This window comes from Streptomyces sp. CB00316 (assembly GCF_001905595.1).
Classification (GTDB): Bacteria; Actinomycetota; Actinomycetes; order Streptomycetales; family Streptomycetaceae; genus Streptomyces.
Genome location: NZ_LIXI01000010.1, coordinates 25,945 through 50,031 on the forward strand (window position 1 = coordinate 25,945; position 24,087 = coordinate 50,031).

At 69.6% G+C, this 24,087-nt stretch carries 19 protein-coding genes and 4 pseudogenes; 7 read left to right on the forward strand and 16 right to left on the reverse strand.

Going from position 1 to position 24,087, the window contains the following annotated elements:
* Window positions 1-15: 15 nt before the first annotated feature.
* A complete protein-coding gene (locus AMK21_RS25510) occupies window positions 16-774 on the reverse strand; it encodes a glycoside hydrolase family 75 protein (RefSeq protein ID WP_073881526.1) in 759 nt (252 codons plus the stop codon).
* Between the two features lie 161 nt (window positions 775-935).
* Window positions 936-2,753 (reverse strand): gamma-glutamyltransferase, encoded by a 1,818-nt coding sequence (ggt, locus tag AMK21_RS25515; protein WP_073881527.1) that lies wholly within the window; start codon window positions 2,751-2,753, stop codon window positions 936-938.
* A gap of 104 nt (window positions 2,754-2,857) precedes the next feature.
* Here ggt and AMK21_RS25520 point away from each other — a divergent pair, with 104 nt between their 5' ends.
* Window positions 2,858-3,601 (forward strand): hypothetical protein, encoded by a 744-nt coding sequence (locus AMK21_RS25520; protein WP_073881528.1) that lies wholly within the window; start codon window positions 2,858-2,860, stop codon window positions 3,599-3,601.
* A 12-nt stretch (window positions 3,602-3,613) separates the two neighbouring features.
* Here the strand turns inward: AMK21_RS25520 and murJ are convergent.
* Window positions 3,614-4,893 (reverse strand): annotated as a pseudogene (murJ, locus tag AMK21_RS25525) (murein biosynthesis integral membrane protein MurJ); the annotation flags it as partial.
* 209 nt (window positions 4,894-5,102) lie between these two features.
* Here murJ and AMK21_RS25530 point away from each other — a divergent pair.
* Entirely contained in the window at window positions 5,103-6,704 is a 1,602-nt protein-coding gene (locus tag AMK21_RS25530) for a CocE/NonD family hydrolase (RefSeq protein ID WP_073881529.1), read from the forward strand.
* Between the two features lie 32 nt (window positions 6,705-6,736).
* On the opposite strand, the gene AMK21_RS25535 is transcribed toward AMK21_RS25530, so the two are convergent.
* The 6 genes from AMK21_RS25535 to AMK21_RS37195 form a co-directional block, all read right to left on the reverse strand.
* A complete protein-coding gene (locus AMK21_RS25535) occupies window positions 6,737-7,603 on the reverse strand; it encodes an amino acid ABC transporter permease (RefSeq protein WP_073881530.1) in 867 nt (288 codons plus the stop codon).
* Window positions 7,600-8,244 carry an amino acid ABC transporter permease gene (locus AMK21_RS25540; protein ID WP_073881531.1) on the reverse strand — a complete coding sequence of 215 codons (645 nt, stop codon included), beginning with the start codon at window positions 8,242-8,244 and terminating at the stop codon, window positions 7,600-7,602. Before AMK21_RS25540 ends, AMK21_RS25535 begins: the two co-directional genes overlap by 4 nt.
* A 16-nt stretch (window positions 8,245-8,260) precedes the next feature.
* A complete protein-coding gene (locus AMK21_RS25545; RefSeq protein WP_073881532.1) occupies window positions 8,261-9,208 on the reverse strand; it encodes a glutamate ABC transporter substrate-binding protein in 948 nt (315 codons plus the stop codon).
* 13 nt (window positions 9,209-9,221) lie between these two features.
* Complete coding sequence (locus AMK21_RS25550; protein ID WP_073881533.1) at window positions 9,222-9,965, reverse strand: amino acid ABC transporter ATP-binding protein; 744 nt, start codon at window positions 9,963-9,965, stop codon at window positions 9,222-9,224.
* A 137-nt stretch (window positions 9,966-10,102) separates the two neighbouring features.
* A complete protein-coding gene (locus AMK21_RS25555; RefSeq protein WP_073881534.1) occupies window positions 10,103-10,543 on the reverse strand; it encodes a DUF6278 family protein in 441 nt (146 codons plus the stop codon).
* 224 nt (window positions 10,544-10,767) lie between these two features.
* Window positions 10,768-11,049 (reverse strand): hypothetical protein, encoded by a 282-nt coding sequence (locus tag AMK21_RS37195; RefSeq protein ID WP_420712522.1) that lies wholly within the window; start codon window positions 11,047-11,049, stop codon window positions 10,768-10,770.
* A 299-nt stretch (window positions 11,050-11,348) separates the two neighbouring features.
* Here AMK21_RS37195 and AMK21_RS37200 point away from each other — a divergent pair.
* Window positions 11,349-11,667, forward strand: a pseudogene (locus tag AMK21_RS37200) (Hint domain-containing homing endonuclease); the annotation flags it as partial.
* Window position 11,668: 1 nt separating this feature from the next.
* Here AMK21_RS37200 and AMK21_RS37205 read toward each other — a convergent pair.
* Window positions 11,669-11,849, reverse strand: a pseudogene (locus tag AMK21_RS37205) (winged helix-turn-helix domain-containing protein); the annotation flags it as partial.
* A 580-nt stretch (window positions 11,850-12,429) separates the two neighbouring features.
* On the opposite strand from AMK21_RS37205, the gene AMK21_RS35180 reads away from it, so the two are divergent.
* Window positions 12,430-12,714 carry a hypothetical protein gene (locus AMK21_RS35180; protein WP_073881772.1) on the forward strand — a complete coding sequence of 95 codons (285 nt, stop codon included), beginning with the start codon at window positions 12,430-12,432 and terminating at the stop codon, window positions 12,712-12,714.
* A 312-nt stretch (window positions 12,715-13,026) separates the two neighbouring features.
* Here AMK21_RS35180 and AMK21_RS25580 read toward each other — a convergent pair whose 3' ends face one another.
* From AMK21_RS25580 to AMK21_RS25595, 4 genes are all read right to left on the reverse strand, one after another.
* Window positions 13,027-14,496, reverse strand: a complete 1,470-nt coding sequence (locus AMK21_RS25580) for an oxygenase MpaB family protein (RefSeq protein WP_073881536.1) — start codon at window positions 14,494-14,496, stop codon at window positions 13,027-13,029.
* Window positions 14,493-15,362 (reverse strand): polyprenyl diphosphate synthase, encoded by an 870-nt coding sequence (uppS, locus tag AMK21_RS25585; protein WP_073881537.1) that lies wholly within the window; start codon window positions 15,360-15,362, stop codon window positions 14,493-14,495. Before uppS ends, AMK21_RS25580 begins: the two co-directional genes overlap by 4 nt.
* 172 nt (window positions 15,363-15,534) lie before the next feature.
* Complete coding sequence (locus AMK21_RS25590; RefSeq protein ID WP_073881539.1) at window positions 15,535-15,849, reverse strand: hypothetical protein; 315 nt, start codon at window positions 15,847-15,849, stop codon at window positions 15,535-15,537.
* A 120-nt stretch (window positions 15,850-15,969) separates the two neighbouring features.
* Entirely contained in the window at window positions 15,970-17,655 is a 1,686-nt protein-coding gene (locus AMK21_RS25595) for a cellulase family glycosylhydrolase (RefSeq protein ID WP_073881540.1), read from the reverse strand.
* A gap of 905 nt (window positions 17,656-18,560) precedes the next feature.
* Between AMK21_RS25595 and AMK21_RS25600 the strand changes: the two genes are divergently transcribed.
* Window positions 18,561-18,728, forward strand: coding sequence for a hypothetical protein (locus AMK21_RS25600; protein ID WP_420712523.1), 168 nt, complete (start codon window positions 18,561-18,563; stop codon window positions 18,726-18,728).
* Window positions 18,729-18,840: 112 nt separating this feature from the next.
* On the opposite strand, the gene AMK21_RS25605 is transcribed toward AMK21_RS25600, so the two are convergent.
* Complete coding sequence (locus AMK21_RS25605; RefSeq protein ID WP_073881541.1) at window positions 18,841-19,728, reverse strand: bile acid:sodium symporter family protein; 888 nt, start codon at window positions 19,726-19,728, stop codon at window positions 18,841-18,843.
* A gap of 279 nt (window positions 19,729-20,007) precedes the next feature.
* Window positions 20,008-20,880, reverse strand: a complete 873-nt coding sequence (locus AMK21_RS25610) for an SGNH/GDSL hydrolase family protein (RefSeq protein WP_199863286.1) — start codon at window positions 20,878-20,880, stop codon at window positions 20,008-20,010.
* Between the two features lie 166 nt (window positions 20,881-21,046).
* Between AMK21_RS25610 and AMK21_RS25615 the strand changes: the two genes are divergently transcribed.
* Both AMK21_RS25615 and AMK21_RS25625 read left to right on the forward strand, forming a co-directional pair.
* Window positions 21,047-22,321, forward strand: a complete 1,275-nt coding sequence (locus AMK21_RS25615) for a PucR family transcriptional regulator (protein WP_079181254.1) — start codon at window positions 21,047-21,049, stop codon at window positions 22,319-22,321.
* A 1,046-nt stretch (window positions 22,322-23,367) separates the two neighbouring features.
* Window positions 23,368-23,685, forward strand: a pseudogene (locus tag AMK21_RS25625) (IS110 family transposase); the annotation flags it as partial.
* Window positions 23,686-24,087 lie beyond the last annotated feature (402 nt).

Consider the following 24,087-nt stretch of genomic DNA (forward strand, 5'->3'; position numbering starts at 1 on the left):
GCTCTCTCGGAGCCCTCAGCGTCCGACGAACGACCGCGCCAGCCCCTCCCCCCGGCTCTCCGCCTCGGCGCGGCTCTCGATCGGTGAGACGCGGGAGCCCTTGAACGCGATGTACGTGACGCCGGACGCGGCCCCGCCGGTCGTCGGGTGGGGGTCGATGGACAGTTCCTCCGCCAGCGCGTAGGACCCCTCGCCGATGATCCCGGCGGGCCCGGTGTCGCCGATGACGGCGTACCGCACCTGGTCCTGGTGGATCACGGCGACGACGCTGCCGCCGGTCAGCCCGGACTCCCGGTAGTCCCAGATCCGGCCCGGCGCCGGTACCACCACGAACGGCAGCCGGGCCGAGTCCAGCGGTGTGCCGCGGGAGCTCTGGAACGCGGTCTGCGGCTGGAAGTAGGGGTCGGACTTCGTGTTGCAGGCTTTCGTCTTCCGGCCGTCGCAGTCGATGTCCAGGTCCGCCTTCCAGAACACGGCGTCCGTGGTGCCGCAGACGGGGACGGTGGCCTTCGAGCGGTTCGCGTCCGTGCGGTACTCGCCCCGCGAGATCTGCCGGCAGGAACGGACCTCGGCGAGCAGTTCCTCCGCGCTCACCGGAAGGTCCGCACTCACCGGCGCGTCCCCGAGGCCCCCCGGCGCGGGAACCACCCGGGCATCCGGCGGTGTGTCAGGTACGGGGAAGTCGGCGGTGGCGGGCATCGCCGCCGGGCCGAGCAGGGCGGCGCCGCAGGCCGCGGAGGTGACGGCGGTCAGAGCGAACGTTCGGGTGCGCATCGTGGGGGACGGCCCTTCCAGTCGACCGGAGGGACCCGTGCGGCCCCTCCTCGGCTGCCGGCACGGGATCTCCGGCTCTCCCCTCCCCCGGCGGCGGTTCCGGGCGTGCGCGGCGCGTCCGCGTACGGCCGGTCCCGCCGCCCCTGCTGCGTGAGGCCGGGTCAGCTCCTGCCGCCCGGCCGCACCACCATGGCCGAGCCGCCGCCCCGCCGCACCTTTTCCGCGGCTGCCAGCCAGCGGCCGTCGGGGAGCCGCTGTACGCCGGTGGCGGCGCCGATCTCCGGGTTCTGCCGGAAGGCGTGGCCGAGCGCTTCGAGCTCGCCGCGGACCGGGCTGTTCCACAGGTCCGGCTCGATCTCGGTGGTGGCCGCGTTGCGCTGGCTGGCACGCGGTGCGGCGATCGCGTCGACGAGCGGGAGCCCGCGGTCGAGGTGGCCGGTCAGGGACTGGAGCACGGTGGTGATGATCGTGGCGCCGCCCGGCGAGCCGAGGGCGAGGACCGGCTTGCCGTCCTTGAGCACGATGGTCGGGGACATGGACGAGCGGGGCCGCTTGCCCGGGCCCGGGAGGTTCGGGTCGTGGACGGCCGGGTTGGCCGGTGCGAAGGAGAAGTCGGTCAGCTCGTTGTTGAGGAGGAAGCCGCGGCCGGGGACCGTGATGCCGCTGCCGCCGGTGGACTCGATCGTCAGTGTGTAGGAGACGACGTTGCCCCACTTGTCGGCCGTCGTGAGGTGCGTGGTGTTCTCGCCCTCGAACGTCGTGGGCGCGGCCATACCACCGCTCCCGCAGCGGGCCGGGTTCCGAGGGTCACCGGGCGCCACCGGGCTGGTCAGCACCGCGTCGTCCCTGATCAGGCATCCGCGCGCATCGGCGAACCGCTGGCTCAGCAGTTCCTTCGTGGGGACGTCCTCGAAGGCCGGGTCGCCGACCCAGCGCCCCCGGTCGGCGAAGGCGACGCGGCTCGCCTCGATGAGCCGGTGGAGGTAGCGGGTCCCGCTCGCCCGCGAGAGGTCGGTGCGCTCCAGCATGTTGAGGGCCTGGGCCACCGTCGTACCGCCGGACGAGGAGGGCGCCATGCCGTACACGTCCAGGCCCCGGTAGCCGGCCTTCGTCGGCTTCTGCTTCAGCGTGCGGTACGAGGCGAGGTCCTTGCGGGTCAGGTCGCCGGGACGGACGGTCCGGGTGGCCTGCGGGTCGACGGGCGGCTTGCGGACCGTACGCACGATGTCGTCGGCCAACTCGCCCCGATACAGCTCCCCGACGCCCTTGCGGCCGAGCTTCTCGTACGTACGGGCCAGGTCGGGGTTCTTGAACACCGAACCGACGACAGGCAGTTCACCGCCGGGCAGGAACAGCTTCGCGGAGGCCGGGAAGTCGGCGAACCGGGCCTGGTTGGCGGCCGTCTGGGAGCGGAAGGTGCCGTCCACCACGAAACCGTCCCGGGCCAGGCGTTCGGCCGGTTTCAGCAGCGTACGAAGGGACTTGGTGCCCCAGGTGTCGAGTGCGCGCTCCCAGGTGGCGGGGGTGCCGGGGGTGCCGACGCCGAGGCCGCTGGTGACGCCTTCCACGAACGGGATGGGCTTGCCGTTCTCCAGGAAGAGGGAGGAGTCGGCGCTGCGGGGTGCGGTCTCGCGGCCGTCGATGGTCTGCACCGTGCGCTTCTCGGCGTCGTAGTGGACGAAGTAGCCTCCGCCGCCGATGCCCGCCGAGTACGGCTCGGTCACCCCGAGCGCGGCGGCGGTCGCCACGGCCGCGTCCACCGCGTTGCCGCCCTTGCGCAGCACCTCGATCCCGACCGCGGACGCGTCCCGGTCGACACTGGCCACCGCTCCCCCGTGACCCACCGCCACCGGGGACTTGGGCGGCGCGGGGTGCCGGTGCGCGGGCTGCGCGGAGCCGGCGGGGGCGGTGGCCCCGAGCGAGGCGACGACGGCGAGGGCGGCCACTATCGACATGTTCCGGCCGACGGAACGGTGCATACGAACCTCCAGTCAACGGATCTCCGCGCAGGCTAGCCCGCGGGCACCCGGATCGTCAGGACCGCCTCGAACGGTTACCCGAATGACCGATAACATGCCCGGCCATGACGGACGACGTGCGCAACATCGTGCTGGGCGTGATAGCCGCCGGGGTCAGCGGATCGCTGGGCTGGCTGGCCCGCACCTACCTCCTGCGGCGCAAGCTGCGCCGTAAGCAGGCGTTCTTCGGGCTGCCGTCCCACTCCGAGTGCCTGCTGGTGGTCAACCGGTACGCGGGCGCCGAGGGGTCCGTGCACCGGTACGACGTCTTCGCGCTGCTGGAGCTCTCGGCGCTGATCAAGGACTGTGCGGCGAACGCGCAGATCGTGACGCACGACGTGGCGCAGCAGGGTTTCGGGGAGCGTACGGAGTTCTGCGTCGGCGGTCCGACGTCCAACCAGCGGATGGCGGCCCACCTGCGGACCCTGCTCCCCGGCGTGCGGATCAACACCGACCCGGACCCCGGCCCGGACCGCGTCGCCTTCCAGATCGGTTCGGAGCGCTACCGGCTGGAGCCGGGGATCTCGGAGTACGTGCTGCTCGCCCGCCTGACGGGTGGTCAGGAGGCTCGCCCCGTCTTCCTGTTCTGCGGGCAGCGGGCCATCACCAACCAGGCGGCGACCCGTTATGTGTCGCGCCACTACGAGAAGCTGCTGCGCAAGCACGGCAACAAGTCGTTCGCGCTGCTGCTGAAGGTGGTCAACTCCCAGGCGTACGGCCCCGATGTGGTGGAGGTCGTCGGCGATGTGACCCGCGCGGCGCAGGCCCCCGTACCAACGGTCCCGGCCTCCCACCGGGCGGGCAGCTGAGCGCAGCCGGGCTCATCGCCGCAGCCGGGCCCGGCCGCCGTCCACCATCGCGGTGATCTCACCGATCCTCAGCGGTCGGGCCAGCAGCACCACCACGAGCAGCAGCGCGAGGGTGCCCGCCCCGACGGCGGCCATGTGCCCCGCGCCCTCGGCCGCGCAGGCGAGCCCTCCGGCGGGCGGGCAGGCGGCGATCAGCCGGAGGTGGGCGCCGAGGGTGGGTGAGCGCAGCAGGGTCCCGGCCCCGGTGGCCGGGATCCGCCGGGACAGCACGTACCCGGTGACGGCGAAGCCGACGACGAAGGCCACCGTGCTCGCTCCGGCCATCCCGGTCACGGCCCAGCGGGCGGGCAGCAGCCAGTACGCGGCGGCGGAGAGGCCCGCGTTGACGGCGGCGACCACGAGGTTGAGCAGAAACGGGGTGCGGGTGTCGCTCATCGCGTAGAAGCCTCGGGAGAGGACGTACTGCCCGGAGAAGGCGACGAGCCCGGGGCGAACGCCATCATCATTCCGGCCATCACCGTGATGTCTGCGTCGGTGATGCGCCCGTACCCGAAGACGGAGCCCATCACCCAGCGCGCGAGGGCCAGGAACGCGGTGGCGGCGGGCACGACGACGGCGGCGCTGGTCCGCAGGGCGTACGCGACATCGCGCCGCACCCCGGCGAGGTCCTTGTCGGCCGCCGCCCGGCCCATCCGGGGCATCAGCGCGGTGACGAGCGAGACGGTGATGATGCCCTGCGGGACGACTCAGAGCTGGTAGGCGTAGCCGTAAGCGGTGTAGCCCGCCCCGCCCGCCACCTGCTGCTCGAAGGCCGCCTGGCCGGCGGTGGTGGAGAGCCGGGTGACGACCCAGTACGCGAGCTGGTTGGTGAGCACCAGCAGGACGAGCCAGCCGGCCGAGCGCATCGGCCGGGTCAGTCCGCTGCCGCGCCAGTCGAAGCGGGGCCGCCAGCGGAATGCCGCGGCCCGCAGCGCGGGAAGCAGCGCGAGGGTCTGCACGGCGAATCCGGCGGTGGTGCCCCAGCCCAGGAGGTGGGCGTCCCTGTCGGAGAGGGCACCGTCGGAGTTCGCGGCGACGGCGATGTAGAGACCGAACACCCCGATGGTCATAGCGCCGAACCGGCCGCGGGCGTTGAGGACCTGGCCGAGCAGGATGAAGAGCCCGTAGAAGAGGATCTGCGGCAGGCAGTAGCGGGCCAGCGCCACGGTCAGCTCGGCTTGGCGGCCCTCGTAGTCGGTGTAGACGCCGACGATCAGGGGCGCCGCCGCCACGGCGAGCGCGGTGAGCACAACGGCTACGGCGCGTGGAACGTGTCGTGGGTCGACTGGCAGGCGAAGAGTGCGCTGAAGTGAGCCGCGCGCTCACCTCCGTACAGCGGAAGACCTACTGACACCACGTCCAACAATCGTTACCTTCACGCAACACGCCCAGTAGTTACCAGCGGTAAACAACCGGGGTTACCGTCGGGTCACTTTGCACTGACACGCGTGAGGAGTGACCCGTGGTACGTCCGAAACCAGCACTGCGCACCACCGCTTCGATCACCACCGCCGTCGTCCTGCTGACCGGAGCCGCCCTCGGCGCGGCTCCGGCGGCCGGCGCGGCGCCCGCCCTCACCTCGGCGAGCGCCTCCGCGCCGAACCTGACGTTCCACGACATCCCCGGCTCCGACGGCATCACGCTCAAGGGCAATGTGTTCAGACCGTCCGGAGCGCCGGCCCCGGCCGGGGTGAAGCACCCGCTGATCGTCTTCCCGACCAGCTGGGCCATGCCACAGATCGAGTATCTGGCGCAGGCCCAGAAGCTCGCCGACTCCGGCTATGTCGTGGTGAGTTACACCTCGCGCGGCTTCTGGCTCTCCGGCGGGAAAATCGAGGTGGCGGGTCCGCCGGACATCGCGGACGCCTCCGCCGTCATCGACTGGGCGCTGGCGAACACCTCGGCCGACCCGGACCGGATCGGCATGGGCGGGGTCAGCTACGGGGCGGGCATCAGCCTGCTGGCGGCCGGGCACGACCCGCGGATCAAGGCGGTGGCCGCGCTCAGCGGCTGGGCCGACCTGATCGACTCGATCTACAGCGGACGGACCCAACACCTCCAGGCCGCCGCCCTCCTCGGCGGCGCCGGGCTGATCACCGGCCGCCCCAGCGACGAACTCTCCCGGACGCTCGAGGACTTCCTCGGCTCCAAGCTGGACAAGGAACCGGAGATGATCGCTTGGGGCGCCAAGCGCTCCCCCGCGACCCACCTCGACCGGATCAACGCCAACGGCGCCGCCATCATGATGGGCAACGCCTGGGGCGACACGATCTTCCCGCCCAACCAGTACGCCTCGTTCTACGAGAAGCTCACCGGCCCCAAGCGGCTGGAGTTCCGCCCCGGCGACCACGCGACCGCCGAGCTGACCGGACTGTTCGGGCTGCCCAACGACACCTGGACGAGCACCCGCCGCTGGTTCGACCGCTACCTCAAGGGCGAGCGCAACGGGATCGACACCGAGCGGCCGGTCCAGCTCAAGTCCCGTACCGACAAGGGGTACGAGGGCTACCCGGACTGGAAGTCGGTGGGCGCGGCGAAGAACCGTATACAGCTCGACGGTACGAAGAAGGTGTGGGCGAACGTCGACTCCGGCGCCAACGGGGGCATCACGCTGCTCTCCAACGCGCTGGACCAGTTCCTGAAGCTGCCGCCGACCGTCTCCGTACCCCTGCTGCCGCGCACCTTCGCGAGCGTCTGGCAGTCGGAGAGGTACGGCTCCGAGCAGCGCGTCCGGGGGACGGCCGAGCTGCACACCACGGTCACCAGCACCAAGTCGAGCGGCACCTTCGTCGCGTACCTCTACGACGTCGGCCCGCTCGGTATGGGCAAGCTGGTCAGCAACGCCCCGTACACGTTCCACGGGCAGACGCCGGGCCGGCCGTTCCCCGTCGACCTGGAGCTGTTCTCCACGGCCTACGACGTCCCGGCCGGTCACCGGCTCGCCCTGGTGATCGACACCGTCGATCCGCTGTACATCGAGCACAACCCGACCGGCGCGCAGCTGACCTTCTCCTCGCCCTCCACGGACCCGAGTCATCTCTCGGTCCCGCTGCGCGAGAAGTGATCACCGACTGCTGCCGGGCGGGCACTGCCCGGCTACTGCCCTCCTGGCAGCAGCGTCCCCGGTTCGGCCGGGGCCACCCCCACCGCCTCCGTCTTCGGATTGCGCCGCTGCCTTCGCGCCACCCAGGTGGCGAACCACGAGAGCAACATGCACATGCCGATGTAGATCGGAGAGATCACCATCACGACAGGGATGAAGGGAAGATCGTAGTCGAGATTCGACGCGATCAGCTTTCCCGCGTGGAGGAATTCCTCATAGGTGATCAGGTAACCCAGTGAGGTGTCCTTGAGGGCGACCACCAGCTGACTGATGATGGTCGGCAGCATCGCGCGCACGGCCTGGGGTGCCAGGACGAACGTCGTGACCTGGGTCTTGCGCATCCCGAGGGCGTACGCGGCCTCCCGCTGGCCCCGGTCCACGGAGTTGATCCCGGTCCGGAAGACCTCCGCGAGGACCGAGCCGTTGTAGAGGGTCAGTCCGGCGACCAGGGCGGGCAGGGCCTGGACCTTCAGCGCCACGAAGATGAAGAAGATCATCACCAGCACCGGCATGGCCCGGAAGAACTCGACCAGCAGGGTGGAGATCCAGCGCACCGGTCGGTGCACGGAGAGCCGGCCGACCGCGAGGACCGCGCCGAGGGCGAGGGAGAGGACCGCGGCGTACGCGAACGCCTTGAGCGTGTTGCCGAGCCCGCGCAGGAGCAGTTCCTGGATGCCCTTGTACGCGAAGGGGCGCCACTTCACGGCGGTGAACTGGTCGGTGTCGAAGAGCAGATAGATGATCCAGCCGACGAGGGCGAGGATCACGGCCGTCGAGACGATCCCGTACAGGAGATGCCGTCTGCGGGTCTGCGGCCCCGGGATGTCGTAGAGCGCGGTGGCCGAGGGGACATGGGTCATCGTGCGACTCCCCAGCGCTTCTCCATCACGTTGAAGAGCGCACTGATGGTGAGGGTGATGATCAGGTAGCCGACGGCAATCCAGACGAACGTCCAGATGATGCTGTAGCCCAGCTCGTTGAGCGTCCGGTAGGTGCCGAGGAGCTCGGTGACGCTGAACGCGCCGGCGATCGCGGAGTTCTTGGCCAGCGCGATCAGGGTGGAGCCGACGGGCGGGATCACCGAGCGGAAGGCCTGCGGCAGGACGACCTCGCCCAGGGTCTGTCCGAAGGTCATCCCGAGACTGCGGGCGGCCTCGCCCTGGCCGGTGGGCACGGTGTTGATGCCGGAGCGCAGCACCTCGCAGATGAAGGCGGACGTGTAGCAACCGAGCGCCAGGACGGCGAAGAGCTGGAAGGGCAGCACGAGGCCGAAGCGCGGCAGACCGAGGAGGACCGCGAAGAACAGCAGCGTCAGCGGGGTGTTGCGCAGCACGGTCACCCACACCGTCCCCAGCACCCGCAGCGAGCCGACGGGCGCGACGCGGAAGGAGGCCATGACGAAGCCGAGGGCGAGGGCGAGGGCCGAGGAGTAGACGGTCAGCTCGACGGTGCCGAGGAAGCCCTTGCCGTAGAGGGAGAAGTTGTCTGTCAGTACGTCCATGGCTGGCGCCGTCCCCTCAGTTCGCCGGGTAGCGGTCGATGGGCGGCGGGGTCGGCGCGGGCACGCCGGAACGCCCCAGCGTCGCTTCGAACGCCTTCTTCCAGTTGCCGTTCTTCTCGTTCGCCTCCAGCGCGTCGTTGAGGGCGGCCCGCAGCGCGTTGTCGTCGCGCGGTGCGCCGATGCCGTACGGCTCCTCGGAGAAGGGCTTGCCGACGACCTTCATCTCGTCGGGCGCCTTGGCCGCGAAGCCCAGCAGGATCGCGTCGTCGGTGGTGACGGCGTCGACCTGGTAGGTCAGCAGGTTGTCGACGCAGATCGAGTACGTGTCGTAGGCGACGAGCACCGCCTTGGGGAAGTCCTCGGCGATGCGCTGGTAGGGCGTGGAGCCGGCCGCCGAGCAGACCGTCCTGCCGTCCAGGTCCTGGGGGCCTTCGATGTCGTTCTCGTCGGTGCGCACCAGGAGCCCCTGGCCCGCCATGTAGTAGGGCCCGGCGAAGCCGACGAGCTTCTTGCGCATGTCGTTGATGGTGTAGGTGCCGACGTAGTAGTCGATCTGGCCGTTCTGGAGGGCGGTCTCGCGGTTCGCGGAGGCGATGGTCCGGAAGCGGATGGTCTTCGGTTCGAAGCCGAGCGAGGCCGCCAGCATCCGGGCGATCTCGATGTCGAAACCGGAGTAGATGCCGCTGGCGGGGTCCTTCTCGCCCAGGTAGGGCTGGTCCTCCTTGGCGCCCACGATCAGGTAGCCGCGCCGCTGCGCCTTCCGCCAGGTGGGCGACGCGGGCAGTTCGAAGGCCTGGTTCACCTGGTAGACGGGCAGCGCCTCGGGCGCCGGTCCTTTGACCGGCGGGCTGCCCTCCTTGCCGCAGGCCGCGGCGAGCACGGTGAGCAGGAGGCAGAGGGCGAGGGCGGCGCCACGGCGGCCCGTACGGTCACGGGTGGTACGAGAACTGTTGGTACGCGGCACGAATAGCCCCCCGTCAGTGCTTGAGGATCTTGGACAGGAAGTCCTTGGCACGGTCGCTCTCCGGGGCGGTGAAGAAGTCCTCCGGGGTGCGGTCCTCGACCACGCGGCCGTCGGCCATGAAGACGACGCGGTTGGCGGCGGACCGGGCGAAGCCCATCTCGTGGGTGACCACGACCATGGTCATGCCGTCCCGGGCGAGCTGCTGCATGACCTCCAGCACCTCGTTGATCATCTCCGGGTCGAGCGCCGAGGTGGGCTCGTCGAAGAGCAGCGCCTTGGGGTCCATGGCCAGGGCGCGGGCGATCGCCACGCGCTGCTGCTGGCCGCCGGAGAGCTGGGCGGGGAACTTGTCGGCCTGGGAGGCGAGGCCGACCCGCTCAAGCAACTCCCGGGAGCGCCTGTCGGCCTCCTCCTTCTTGCGCTTGCGGACCTTGAGCTGGGCCAGTGACACGTTGGCCAGCACGGTCCTGTGGGCGAAGAGGTTGAACGACTGGAAGACCATGCCGACTTCGGCGCGGAGCTGGGCCAGGCCCTTGCCTTCCTCGGGGAGGGGCTTGCCGTCGATCAGGATGGAGCCGGACTCGATCGTCTCCAGCCGGTTGACCGCCCGGCAGAGGGTCGATTTCCCGGAGCCGGAGGGGCCGATGACCACCACCACCTCCCCACGGCCGACGGTGAGATTGATGTCCTGAAGTACGTGCAACTCTCCGAAGTGTTTGTTGACGTCCCTCAGTTCGATCAACGGATCGACGGCCATGCGCTGCCCTACCCACTTGTCGCTGTGTCGAGGTCAGCGCAATCTATGCAGCCCGGAAAGGGACTTCGCACCCGACACGCCCAAATGGAACATAAGGCTGTTTATTGCGCTTGGTGATGATTTCTCGGCCTCGGCAATCAGTTCTCCGCCGACTCCGCGTACACCTGCGAGAGCTCGGGGCTGCCCGTCATGGCCCAGTCCAGCCCGGCGGCGACGACGTCGATCTCCCGCCCGGACTCCAGCCGCACCACGGGCTGCCCGCTCGGCCAGATGTCCCACGCGGCCTCCGCAACGGTGCGCACGATGACGGTGCCCAGGTAGAGACCGGCGTCGTTGCCCAGCCAGGGCAGTTCCTCGGGGTCGTCGCGCCAGCGCGGCGGCAGCTGGTCGAGTGCGGCCAACGAAGCCGGGGTGTCGTCGAGTTCGAGTCCTTGCTGCCCCACCCGGGCACGCAGCAGTTCGCATTCGGCGAGCAGCTCGGCCACGCCGTCGGGATCAGCTTCGACGGCGGCCGTGAGCGCGTGCCCCTGCGTACTGCCCTGACGCTTACGCCAGTTGTCCAAGAAAGGGATGTTCATACCACTAGGGTCCCACCCTTGCCAGGGTCCGCACCACAGGACGCGCGGGGACCTGGGGGAAGCCGAAGCGGCCTCGACGAAAGCCCCGGGGGGGCTGATGCGGCGACTCAGGCCAATGCCTTGAAGGCGCTCCAGTCCGAACTCGGAACGTTCTTCGCCGGCGGATTGGTGTTCGTCTTCGACGGGTGGTAGACGCGGATCTGACCGTCCGCCTTGAAGCGGGCCTACCTGTCGGGTATCCGGTCGCCGTTCAGGTCCGGGACACCGATGACGGCGGAGATGTTCGTCTCGGTCCAGTTGGCCCCGTACGGGACGTCCCCCTCACGGGAGTTGGCGGCCGTGGTGAGCGAGACCAGGTCCACGCTGCCCGTGACGGTGCCCGGCTTGCCGTGGCGCACATACATGTTGCCGTTCACCAGGTTGCGCCACACCAGGTCAGGCGTGCCGTCCAGGTCGATGTCGGCCACGTCGATGACCTCGCGGGCGACCCAGGCGTCGGCGTCCATCCGGGTCGCCTGCTGGAATCCGGCGCCGGTGTAACCGGTCAGCGCCTAGAAGGACGCCCCGGCCCGTATGAACAGGTCCGGCAGCTTGTCGCCGGTGATGTCCCCGACCGCCTTGATCTGCTCCCAGGTGGCCGGGGCCGGCGCGTTGGACGGCAGCCGCACCCGCAGCCGCTTGTCGACGTTGAAGCTGCCGTATCCAATCGTCCGGGTAGAGCCAGAAGCCTCCGTCGGGGGTGCGGGCGAAGAGGTCGGTGACGCCGTCGCCCGGGTAGACGTCGGAGTGCTTGCTGATCAGGGCCGCCTTGCCGGTGGCCTCTTCGGCCGCCAACGTCAGCAAGGGCTCGGGCGGCTGCGCCAAGGCCACGGCCAAGCCCGGCGGCTCCTCCGGCGGCTCGGTCCGTTCGAATGGCGGGACGAGCGGAAGCGGTGGGTCGGGCAAGACCGGTGAAGGCAAGCGGCGGTTCCTGCCCGATCAACCACAGCTTCACGCCCGGCACCAAGGTCCTCATGGCCGACGGTTCGACAAAACCGATCGAGGACGTGAAGGTCGGCGACAAAGTCAAGGCCACCGACCCCAAGACCGGCGAGACCCGGATCGAGACGGTCACCGCCGAGATCACAGCTTGCGCACACCCTGGATGGTGTAGGTCAGGTGAAGCGTCGGCCGATCACCGTATTGACCCGGGCCAGCGTCCAGCGCTGGTCCTCCCACCCGTGCACGGCCAACCCGCCTTGAGCCGTAACTCCGCGCGAAACTGCTGCCGTTCGGCGGTCAACCCGCCCCCTTGTGGATACCGCATACCTCCGGCGATACCGCAGCACAGGCCAGCCGTCACCCCTACGACATCACGAGTTCAGCCTCAGTAACTGCCACGCAACGCAACACTTTCCGCGCTATGCCTCACTAACGGCCTTGATGCATACATGGAGCGACAGCGCATCAGTATCTATGGTCTTCGTGTCCTGAACAGCGACCAGGCCCGGGGGTACACGATGAGCCAGCCCAGGAGCGACGCGGACCGCATGCGTCGCACGGATCTCCACGACGCGGCAGCAGGACTCACAAGGCCGCGCCTGCTGCCGTGGACCACGCCCGAGGGCAAGCCCTGTTACCTCAGCACCGACGGCCGCGGCTACCTTGCCAACCTCGCCGACAACATCGAGTCGGTGCAGATCGGCGCGGGAAAGGACCTGCTGGAGTACGCCCGAGACTCCACGGCCCCCGGTGCGAGACCTTGTCGGCCACCGAATTCCGCTGGCTGGCCTGCCGGTTGACCGAAGCCCAGGCCGACGCACTCAGGGTCGCCGACTCGCGGGGACAACGCCTCCCGGATCCGGAGGACGAAGCGGAGGAGGAAGGAGAGCCAGGAGGTGACGGCGATGCCTGACGCAACGAACGCAGACGCACCGGCGCGCGGCATTACCCGAGGCCGCTACCGATTCCGCGTACCACGTGATCACCGTCCCCGACCCCCTGCGCTGCTGGCCTTCGCGGCGCTCTGCGTCACCGGCGCCGAACACAACTGCGGTGCCACATCCGGCACCCTGCACGCCCCGGACGAACTGACCCGCTGGATCGCAGGGCACTGCGTCGCCAGCGGCCACCAGCACTACGAGCAGACCGTCCGCGCCGTACTCCGTGCCGAGCCCGGAGCCTGGCAGTAAAGTCCCCCTGCGTCGACACCGCGCCAGCGGCAGCACCACGCCCGCAACGTCCGCACCCCGCCAACCTGACGGTCGCCCACGCGGTCCGGGCGTCCGCCCCTTCACCGAAGTCGGCTACCAGGCACCGCGCATGCCACGTCGTCCGCAAGGCGAGCACTTCCGGCGCGCAGCCGGGCCCGTGCCCCGGGCGGCCGTCCCATCAGACCTTGGCGACCCGAGGGTCGTACAGGTGGGCGGCGCGCGGGTTGTCCGGCTGCTCCGCCTCGCTGTGCAGGCCGCCGGTCTGCCCTCTCCAGCCGGGCTCCGCGAACGTCAAGCGTCGGTGAGCAGAGGGTCATAGGAGGTGTTCGTGCGACGGCCTGACATGAAGGCGAGGAAGTCGCCCACGAAGGCGCTGCGGCCGTAGGCGGCGGCATTGGTGGTGAGGTCTCGGTGGAAGGCGGTACGGAAGAGCGTCCGGTGCTCGTCAGCGTCGATGGTGCCGCTGCCATCCTTGTCGGTGGCGTCGAAGAGGACCTCGGCGACGCGGATGAGAGCGGGCCCGGCGAGGGAGGGGACGGCGGCGGCGTACTCGTCGGCGCTGACGCGGCCGTCCCCATCCGTATCGAGGGCGGCCTGGAGTTCGCGCCACCATGCGGCGAAGGCGTCGTAGAGCCGCGTTTCCTCGGGTTCGTCCAGGTCGAGGCGGGTGGCCAGTTCGCGTGCCATGGCGGCGAGGTCGGGCCAGTCGAGGTGGCCGTCGCCGGTCTGGTCCAGTACCTGGCGGAAGAACTCCTCTGCCGAGCGCCGGCCCTCTCCCGTGGCTGTCGTCGGGGCCGGGCGGGGGTCGGGTCCGGTGTCGCCGCTCGGTGGGGTGAGGAGGCGGAGCAGGGCCGAGGCCCGCTTCATGCGGGCGCGCAGCGCGGTCACGGTCCGGGCGCGGGGATCGTCACTGTCGGGCGAGAGGGAGAGGGTCTCGATGATGACTTCGGCGTTGATCCAGCCCTCGGGCAGGAAACGGGTGAGCCCGGCGACGAGGTAGGCGCCCTGCATGAGAGTCGGGATGCCGGGCATCTCGGGCAGGCCGGCCCTGCGCCGGTAGGGCTCGGGGAGCGAGGCGACGGTGATCGCGCCGAGGAGCGGACCGACGACAGCCCGGCCGGCCGCCCACAGGGTCGGCATGCCGTCGAGCAGTGCCGGGGCGGGCAGGTGGTCGAAGAGCCGGTAGAGGATGACGCGGGCTGCCTCGGTGTTCTCCAGCTGCTCCTCGACGACCCTGTCGAAGTACCGCCAGAAGTCGTTCAGGTCCTCGGGGAGTTCCCCGGCATCGCCGTCGAGCGCGGCGAGGAACGCACGGTACTCGGCGTACATCCGCTCCATCGTGGCCTGGTCGAGCGGCTGGCCGCTGAGCCGGCACATGGTGACGGCGCTCTCGAAGAGGGTGGCGACCACCCACGCGCGGGCGGCGCGGTCCATTGCGTCGTAGGCGCGGCCGCGGGAGTCGGAGCCGCTCATGCGGGCGTGCAGCCTGTTGAGCCGGGCGGCCTCGCGTTCGCGTACCGCCGGGTCGGCGTCGAACATGCGCCGCATGCTGAGGAAGGTGTTGCGCAGTCGGCGCCAGGGGTGGGTGACGAAGGTGGAGTTGTCGGCGAGGGCGGCGCCGATCTGCGGGTGGGCGGCCTCCAGCACGGTGGCGCGGATCATGGCCAGTGCCCAGCGCGGGTCGTCGAAGAAGTCGCGGAACTGCGACTGCGGCCCGAACAGGGGAGTTTCTCCGGCTGTTGTGGTGGTTCCGGTCGTCATGACGGGTGTCCGTTCGTCTGGGGCGGCACGCCGCCGAAGCGGCGGTCACGCCGGCGGTAGGTGTGCAGGCAGGCGAGGAAGTCCGCGGCCCGGAAGTCGGGCCAGAGGGCTTGGGGGAAGATCCACTCGGCGTAGGCGACCTGCCAGAGCATGAAGTTGGAGATGCGCTGCTCGCCGGACGTGCGGATGGCCAGGTCCACGTCGGGGGTGTCGGGGAACGGCAGGTGGTCCGCGAAGAGCCGCTCGCTCACCTCGTCGGCCGGCGTTCCGCTGCGAATCAGCGACCGGGCGGCCTCCACGATGTCCCGGCGTCCTCCGTGGTCGAAGGCGACAGTCAGGGTCATCCCCCGGCTGTCGGCGGTCAGCGTCGCCAGATCCTCGAAATCCTGTGCCAGCGCACGGGGGATGCGCGGGTCCGTCGCTCCGAGGAAGCGGCAGCGGATACCGCGGGCGAGCAACAGTGGCGCGTGCTTGCGCACAACCCGACGCACCAGGCGCATCAGGTAGTCCACCTCCGAATCAGGACGGCTCCAGTTCTCGGTGGAGAAGGCGTACAGGCTGAGCCACTCCACGCCGGAGGCCCGGGCCGCCTCGATGATGTCAATGACGGTGGTCTCCGCAGCCCGATGGCCCGCCGTCCGGGGAAGCGAACGCGACTGCGCCCAGCGACCATTGCCATCCATCACGCAGGCCACGTGCCGCGGCACCGCACGTACCAGCCCGTCGACTGGCCGCAGCTCGTCGCTGTCCGGTCGCCCACCCACCCGGTCCCCCGTCACCGCGCGTGCGCGCTGGATGCCGTGGCCCGTCACGCCCTGCTCCGTCTCGCCCTGAGCAGCACGGTCTGCCCTGCCGCGCTCGGTCACACCCACCCCGTATCGCCCCCTACGCACGCCCCACCGGCGCGTCGCTCTCCAGGAGTCTGGCGGAATGGAAGGGGCCTGGTCGATCAAATAGGGGCCCGTCACCCCTGGCTCATCTGCACGATTCCCTTCGGTATCGGCGCTCTGAGCGGGCGCTGGGCAGCGCGGGTTCTTCCTACTCGGCCATTTCCAGTCGCAGGTGGCCCGCGGCGTACCGGCTGCCGCGCGGCGCGAAGGCGACCGCGCTTCGGTACTCCCCGTGACGTGACGACAGAGGACTCTCCCAGGCGTCGCCGTACGGGTCACAGAGCCGAGTGCTTTCGTCGCAGTGGGCGACGGCAGGCCACTCGGCGCCGACGACGACGGTGACCGTCCACATGCCACGCAGGACCGGGCCTTCTTCACTCAGCCCAGCGGGGGCTCCCACCGACCCCGAGCGGGCGACCTCGGTCACCTGCGGCCCAACGGCCTCCCTCTGGAGGGCACCCACGACGTCATCCCAGGCTGTGGGGGGCCGCGTAGTCATCCCGAGCGGTGGAGGCCCGGGAACGGAGGAAGGCCCGCGGCCGGCAGGGGCGGGGTTCCCCGCCAGCCGGCGGACCGGCCGTTGTCAGGCCGTCGTGCAGGTGTTGCCGTTGAGGGTGAAGGCCGTCGGCGCTGTATTGGTGGTGCTCCTGGTGCCGGTGAAGCCGAGCATGATGGATTCGTTCGCTGTGATCACCGCCGTGTATCCGGCGGGAGCGACGCTGACCGTCGAGCCGCTCTGCGTGGCGGTCCCGCCCCATACGTTGGAGAGCTTCTGGCCGTTGACGAAGACGAAGGCGAGGTTCCAGCCGTTGATGGCGGTGGTGCCGGTGTTACGGATGGTGATCTCACCTTGGAACCCGCCGGGCCATTCGCCGACCACCCGGTAGCCGACGGAGCAGCCCACGCCCGGCGTGGGCCCGCTCTTGTCCGTGGTGACGTTCACCGTGGCGGAACGGGCAGAGCGATTGCCGACCGCGTCACGGGCGTACACCGCGAATGTGTACACGGTGTCCGCGGCAAGCCCCGTCACAGTGGCACTGGTGGTGGCGGACGAGACGGCTGTGGTCTCGACGCTGCCGCTCACCCGGACGACGTCGTAACCGACGACAGCAACGTTGTCCGATGCTGCGGGCCAGGTGAAGGTGACTGAGGCCGCCGTCACCATGGAGGCGACCGGAGCGCCGGGGGCCGTCGGGGCCTCCGTGTCGTCCGGATTTCCGCCACCGCCGAAGACAGTGGCCTCCCGGGAAGTCTGGGCGATGCCGTTGGGTCCGTGGAAGATGCGCTCACCCCAGGAGCTCAGACGGCCGGGATCGAAGTCGATGGCCAGATCGAGGACCGGGTCGGTGTTGCCGCTCCAGGACCACGCCAGGTAGCCGAGGTCGAGTGCCTCGGCGGTGGCCATCATGGTGTCCTCGTCAGGGTCCCCCCACTGATCGGCGGGTCCACCGAACTCACCTACGACAAGGGGCAGCCGGGCGTCGACGAAGGCTTGCAGGTAGTCGGTGATCGCCTGAGGCGTGCTGTAGACGCTATACATGTGGATCGAGAAGATCAGGTTGCCCGTGGTGTCGGCGTCGTACACGGTCTGGGCGTTGGCGCGCATGACACCCTGCCAGTCCTGACCCCAATTGGGCGCGTCCACCATGATCGTGTGAGCGAACCCCGCGCCGCGCAGCTTCTGGACGGCGGCGGTCGTCGGCGCTGTCCAGCCGGCGGGGTCGGTGTTGCCCCAGGGCTCGTTGCCGATATTGATGATGACGTAGTCCTCTTCGCCCGCGAGTACGTCCCTGAGACTGATCCAGTAGTCGGCGGCGTGGTCGAGGGTGCCTGCCGCAGCGTCCTCGCCGTATCCGGTGGTGTCGTGCACCTCCAGGACGCAGATCAGCCGGTTGCTCTTGCAGTCGTCGACGATGCCCGCGACTTCGTCGGGGCCGTTCCTCGTCCAGCGGTGCCCGTCGGAGAGAACGACGCGTACGGCGTTGGCACCCAAGGCCTTGATGTCGGCCAGCGACTGCGTCTCGCCGGGGTACCAGGTGTGCGCGTGGTTGACGCCGCGCATGACAAAGTCGTTGCCGTTGGCCTCCAGCAGGCGGCCGTTGCTGACGTGCAGGCCAGTGACCGCGGCTTCCGCCGCGGCGGGCCGGGCCTGCGCAGCGGCGGGGCCAAGCGCGCCCAGCAGAACGACGCAGAGAGCGGCGGCCAGACTTCTCACCAGGACGTTCAAGGGGCTCTGCCTGTGACGTGCCGTACTCGTTGCTGGTCTCACTGCGACTCCAGGAAGTAGGTGCCGGGTGACGTGACGCTCGACGCAAATGTGGGAGCGCTCCCATGAAGGCAGATCGACAAGGGCACGTCAAGGCATTGCGCCTGCGGTATACAGGCCGACGAACCGTCCGATCCCTATTGCTCCCCATCCCCGCCATGACGGCTATGCCGCTCAGCGCGGGCCCCCGGGGCCCTCGCCGGAGGCGTTCGCCTGGTAGCGCGGGGAGCGTAGGGCAGGACGAAGGTGCCTCCCGACACTGGTGCCTTCTACCGCAGTCGTGGGCCGGGGAGCCACGGTCAGAACGACATGTGGCCGCGGGCGCGGCGGCCGGCCGAGCCACTGCTGTGAGGACGCGGGCATCCTGCTGGGCCAGTTCATGACCAAGAACCGGATCATCGACGGCCCGGAGGACGGATTCATCGCCAGAATCACCTCATGGGTGGGTGCCTGAGCTGTCCTGCAGGAGGGGGTCGGCCTGCCGGCCCCCTCCCCCTGGCGTTCACATGCTGGCGGCCAGAACTGCACCAGGTGGCGCTCCACACCCTGGTGCCGGTGCATGTTGACGCGTGGCCAATCCACGACGGGTACGAAGCCGACACGCACGGGCAGGTCCGCCGCTCTCACCGATACGCCGTGGTGCAGCTGGACCTCACCTGCGGTTGCGAGGCCGTGCAGGGCGTCGCGGAGGTCCGTTGCGCTGCAGCTGGTGGCCTGCTCCAGCCGCGGCAGGGAGGTGAAAGTGGCTCCGCCGGGATGTTCCCAGCCGTGCGCGCAGTGAAGGAGAAGGGTGTCCGCGGCCGGGGCGTCGGTGACCGGCCGGCCGAGCAGCTTGCGTTCGGGGCGGCGGAGCACCAACTCGACCTGCTGCCCAACCGGCCCAGGTCGAACGCCTCAACCGCACCCTCCTGGACGAGTGGGCCCACGCGAAGCCCTACCGCTCAGAGCAGGAACGACACGACGCGTTCCCGAAGTGGCCGCACACCTACAATCACCACCGACCACGGCGGACACACCGTGCTCGCAGGCAAACCACCCGCCGACCGCGTCCCCAACCTCCCCAACCGCACGGGTAGTTACACCTAGGGCTCCAGCCCTCCCCCCGCACTCGGCTGCTCGTAGAACTGCCTACGAACCCGCCTCTGGCGAGCACTGAGTCCAGCGGCTCGTCCGAAGACGCCCACGTGGTCATCCGGTTGGTTGGTGCAGATTCTTCTCGGCGCTCCGGTGCGGCCGGGACACCGCGTAACCGAAGGCTGTCGCGAAGATGTACATGAGGACCGAGTAGACGGCGATGGGGATCGCGACCTCGGTGCTGTCCAGAACGCTGAGCGCGATGGTGAGTGCCACGGTCGTGTTGTGGATTCCGACTTCCATGGAGCTCGCTATCGCCTGGGGTTTGTCGAGGCGGAGCAGCCGGGCACCGGAGTAGCCAAGGGTGAGGCTCGCGAGACAGAAGATGCCGGTCACCAGCCCGACCTGCTGCATGTAGTCGGCCAGGTTCTCCCGCTCACCCAGCAGGGCACCAACCGAAACGATCACCAGCACGACGATGGAGAAGATCCGGACCGGACGGTCGGCGCGTGCGGCGAGGTCCGCGGAGCGCCGGCGGACCGCCATACCGATGGCGACCGGGATGAGCACGATGGCGATCACCTGCACCACCTTGCCGAGCTGCAGACCGAGGTCGCCCTGGGCGTCGAAATGGTCGATGGCCAGGTTGGTGATGATCGGGATGGTGATGGCGGCGAGCACCGAGTTGATCGCGGTCAGCGTGACGTTGAGGGCAACGTCTCCGCGGAAGAGGTGGCTGAACAGATTGGCCGTGGTCCCCCCGGGGGACGCGGCCAGCAGCATCACACCGACGGCGAGCAATGGGTCGAGGTCGAACATCTTGATCAGCCCGAAGGCCACGAGCGGGAGCACCAGCACCTGCAGCACCAGCGCGACGACCACCGCCTTCGGTGACCGGGTGACCCTCCTGAAATCGTCGGTGGTCAGGGACAGCCCGAGGCCGAACATGATGATCGCCAGGGCGATCGGCAGGCCGGTGGAGATAAGTGCTGAGTCATTCATCAGTGTCCTATGGATTGAGAAGAAGCAGGCGCACAGCAAGGGGGTTCTGGCATACGTGAAGGGGACCGAGCTGCGCGATGGCCGTCCGCAACATCAGGGAGTGGTGAGCCTCTGGCCGCCCACCCCTCAGACGCGGGCCCCAGCCTGCCCTGATCCCACGAAGGTGGGAAGGCGCCGCGGGGACCTTCCGGCCGACCCTTGCAGGGACACGCGCACGTTCTCAGGGCTTGCGCATGAGGCCGGCAGCTTGTCGTATCTGTTCGGCCCGCACGCGCGGGTTCAGCCGGTACGGATGGCGGAGAGCACTGAGGAAGCCAGAGCGCTGCCGATGGCCTCGGAACCCTTGGCATTGGGGTGGAGGGGCGTGGCGATGTGGGCGGGGATGATGCCCTCGATGTACCGGTCGGCGGGTGCCGCGCAGACGTCGTGGCCGATGCCGAGGGAGTAGGTGTCCACGAACGTCGCACCGTGTTGCCGGGCCGTGGTACGCAGTGCTGCGCTGAGATGGTCGGTGGCGCCCTGGATGTAGGTGGCGTCGACGTCCCAGATGGGCTGGGTGGGGAAGCAGCCGCCGGGGCGGATGTAGTTGCCGTAGCCGATGACGAACACCTTGGCGTGCGGGGCGCGCTGCTTGATCTGGTTCAGGGCGGTGGCGAACTTCGGTGCCCAGGCGTCGATTCCCGCCTTCACGCTGTCTACGCCGTCCTTGGTGTTCCTGGCTGCGCAGCTGCTGCCGAGGGGCTTGGGCAGCACGTTGAGGCATCCCAGGGCGGCGGTGACCAGGCCGGTGTCGTTGCCTCCGATGGTGATGCTGACGACGTCGGTGTCCTCGCTGAGGGCTTTGAGCTGGGGCTTGGTCCCCAGGTACTGGGAGGTGGTGAGGTGCTCGGCGGTCGCACCGGAGCAGCTGGCGTCGGTGAGTCTGGCTCCCAGCGCCTTGGCGGCGACGTGAGGGTAGTCGGCCAGGGATCGCAGGCACAGCAGGTTCGAGGTATCGACCGGCAGTACGAGGGGGGCGGCGGCGAACGAGTCGCCCAGGGCCACGTAGTCGAGGGGCTCGGCGCTCTCGGCGGCGGCCGGGGCTGCGAGGGTCGTCGCCATGGCTGTCGCAGCCACGGCAGCTGCCAGCGTGGTTCGCAGACTGAGGTTCACGTGCGGCTCCTTCAACTCATCGGGGCGCGCGGACGCGCCCGCAGGTCGGGGATCCAGGGATGGCCCGCCCCTGTATACCGGCCGGCAAGTTTGTGGTGCGATACATCATGTTGGCCCGCGCCCCGCGTGCACCCGGTCCGGAGAACAGTGTTCCGAGAGGTGATTTGTGTCCACGTACAACAACATCCAGGCCGGAACCAACGGAGAAGGGCTGCGGGAGCACCTGATCGGCTCCGCGTCCCGGCTGGAGGCCGCCATCCTCCAGCGGCTGACAGCGGAGCTCCCGGTCTACCGCAAGCTCCCCGCCGAGCAGCTCTCCGGTGATGTGGCGCGCATGATCCGCCGTAGCATCGACGACTTCGTCCAGGCGCTGAGAAGCGGCCGCATGCTGGGCCCCGAACAGCTCGCCCTGCTGACCAGCTCGGCGACCCGTCGGGCGGAGGAAGGGCTGCCGGCAGAAGCGATCGTCTCCGCCTACTTCCTCGGCGCCCGTCTCTGCTTCGACGATGTCGCCGCGACAGCCCGCCCCGAAGACCTGCCGGCCGTCACCACGATGTACAGCCTGCTGCTGGAATACCTGCAGCACGTCACCACCGCCGTCACCGCCGGCTACCTGCAACAGATGCAGATCACCGATGGTGAACGGCACGGTGCCCGCCAACTGATGCTGACAGCCCTGCTCGAAGGGCGCGTCGACCAGGAGGCGGCCAGGGCGGCGGGCCTCCCCCTCCCTCCCGGTTATCTCATCCTCGCCCTGGCTATAGCGCCGCACGCCGACGAGCACACACCCGGCATCGACACGAACGCCGCGGCCATGCGCAAACTCCGCCGCCTGCGCACGGAACTCGCCCTGTACAGCCGTGGCGCAGCCCTGTCCTCGCTGACCCCCGACGGCGGCCTGATCCTCCTGCCCAGCAGCACCGAACCCGTCGAATACGGCCCGGCTCACTGGGACGACACCCGCCAGCTCCTGACCCGCCTCCAGCGCGCTGGAGGCGCCACCGTCCTCGCCGCGGCAGTGCCGGCCCTGCTCGGCGATGTCGCCGAAATGTGCCCCGTGGCTACCGAGCTGGCCCACATCGCCACCGCCTCCGCACGCCCCCCGGGCCTGTACCGGCTGGAAGACCTCGCCCTTGAGTACCAGCTCTCACGGCCCGGCCCCGCCCGCGCCCACGTCGCCCGCCTCCTCGACCCGCTGGACGCCTATCCCGACCTTCTGCTCACGCTGACCGCCTTCCTGCGCCACGACTTGGACCGGCGCGCCGCCGCCGCAGCCCTCAACGTCCACCCCAACACGGTGCTCTACCGGCTCCGCAGAATCACCAAGCTCACCGGCCTCGACGCGACACACCCCGCCGACCTGCCCACCCTCCACGCAGCCCTCACCTGTCGCACCGCCCAGGACTCCCCCACCCGCAGCCGGACACCGGCCAACGCCTGACGGTCTACCTCCCCCCGCTGATAGGTCTCCTGTCAGGGTGCTGGGCGGCAGGGGCGCGTCGCAGTGAAGGAATCGCGATCGACGGCGAGGCGAGCGCCATCATCGGCTCACCTCCGCTCGCGCGGAGAGCACCTCACCGGGCTCGGCGTCCAACGGCCCCGGCCCACCTCCGCTCCTGCGGGGCTGGTCCCGCGAACTGGGTGGTCTCCGCCTGGCATTGCTGCTCCCCACGCACTTGGGACGGTCCCGCGTTCTGGTGAACAGCTCCCCGCTGCCACGCACGTCTCAGCACCTGCACAGGCGGGCTTCAGCGTTCAAAACGGACCCGTCTCCTGCACGTACAGCGCGGAACTACGCGCAGGTCCGAGAGGGCGGCCGGAGCGGATGTCTCTAGCGTTGGCCCGAAGCGGTCTCTGGTCTGGCGGCGCCGCCCTACGATGGGGACTTCCGTTCCCGCCGGGAGGCTGCTGTGTCGCCACACCGTCCCGACTACCCGCCCAAGTCTCCGCCGCCTCCCAAGCGGCCCGTAGAGGTTCCTCGGCCAGAGCAGCAGGACGCCCCGCCGCCCGTCCCTGTCACGATCCGCGGCCGCAGTGTTCGGAACTGGGTATTCACGGCGAGCCCGGCCGCCGCTGCCCGGGCGGGCCGACAGGTTGCGCAGGCGCTCCATCGGTGGGGTTATCGGCTGAACGACGACCAGCTCCAGAAGGTCGTCGAGTTGCTGTTCCGCTCCGCAGCCGAGGACGGCGGCCGACGCGTCTCGCTTCACCTGGCCGACGACGAGGAACGGAACCAGGTGATGGTTCTGGCACTCAGCCACAGGCAGGACATGCTGCCCGGTGACGACGATCAGGTACTCCGAGACGCCGAGCACATGCGCACTGTTGCTGCCCTCGGTGCCTGCGACGTCGGGGTCGAGACGACGCCGGACGGACGCCGTTGGTGGGCAGGTTTGGACCTTCCGCGTCCACGGCGGGCCCTCCAGCTGGACGAGCGGCAGCCGCGCGCCTTGGCCCGTGCGCCCCGGAAGCTGGAACGGCCGCCCAATTCGGTGTAGCGCTGCTCCCCGCGCACGCGGGGATGGTCCCGCGGCCGACGACGCCGGCAAACAGAAGGTCTTCGACAAGCCGCTGCCCGACAGTGAGCCGAAGCTGGACAAGCTGACCGCGAAGTTCGGCAACGTCCTGGTGATCCTGGACCAGCCCGCTTCCATCGGCGCTCTCCCGCTGACCGTGGCCCATGCCCCGGGCCGCAAGGTCGCCTACCCGCCCGGACTGGCGATGCGACAGATCGCCGGCCTCTACCCCGGGGCGGCCACGACCGGCGCGAAGGACGCCGCGGTGATCTCGGACGCGGCCCACGCGCGGCTGCCGACAGACCTTCCGCGAGCAGATACCCGGAGCACGGTCAGCTCGGCGGTGATCTCGTCGGTCGTCTCAATCGGCGCTTCACGGCGCACGTGCCACAGGTGCCACCTGGGGCCACCGTGCGAAGCCACCCCTTGACCGCCGCCTGACGGCCACCCACCGACCACATCCGCTTTCGCCCGGTTGAACCCCTTGGCCAGCCGTTTCGTCCGTGACCGAAACCACCGGGTGTGACGAAGCCTCACATTGGCGAACTCGCACGCTTGTTGGCAGAAGACGCTGAGGTTGTTCGGTAGATACTCTGCGTTGTGGCACGAGTAGGTAGATGCCTCGTCAGAGCAAGGGACGACAGGGGTCAGCCGACCGCAGGGATGTCAGCGGACCCGGCTGTTCCCCCAC

Coding starts and splice junctions, on each gene's coding strand:
- AMK21_RS25550 (WP_073881533.1), bottom strand. CDS start 9,965: ATGGCCGTCGATCCGTTGATCGAACTGAGGGACGTCAACAAACACTTC.
- AMK21_RS25580 (WP_073881536.1), bottom strand. CDS start 14,496: ATGACGACCGGAACCACCACAACAGCCGGAGAAACTCCCCTGTTCGGG.
- AMK21_RS25520 (WP_073881528.1), top strand. CDS start 2,858: ATGACGGACGACGTGCGCAACATCGTGCTGGGCGTGATAGCCGCCGGG.
- AMK21_RS25540 (WP_073881531.1), bottom strand. CDS start 8,244: ATGGACGTACTGACAGACAACTTCTCCCTCTACGGCAAGGGCTTCCTC.
- AMK21_RS25555 (WP_073881534.1), bottom strand. CDS start 10,543: ATGAACATCCCTTTCTTGGACAACTGGCGTAAGCGTCAGGGCAGTACG.
- ggt (WP_073881527.1), bottom strand. CDS start 2,753: ATGCACCGTTCCGTCGGCCGGAACATGTCGATAGTGGCCGCCCTCGCC.
- AMK21_RS25605 (WP_073881541.1), bottom strand. CDS start 19,728: ATGAATGACTCAGCACTTATCTCCACCGGCCTGCCGATCGCCCTGGCG.
- AMK21_RS25510 (WP_073881526.1), bottom strand. CDS start 774: ATGCGCACCCGAACGTTCGCTCTGACCGCCGTCACCTCCGCGGCCTGC.
- AMK21_RS37195 (WP_420712522.1), bottom strand. CDS start 11,049: ATGGACGCCGACGCCTGGGTCGCCCGCGAGGTCATCGACGTGGCCGAC.
- AMK21_RS35180 (WP_073881772.1), top strand. CDS start 12,430: ATGCCTGACGCAACGAACGCAGACGCACCGGCGCGCGGCATTACCCGA.
- AMK21_RS25535 (WP_073881530.1), bottom strand. CDS start 7,603: ATGACCCATGTCCCCTCGGCCACCGCGCTCTACGACATCCCGGGGCCG.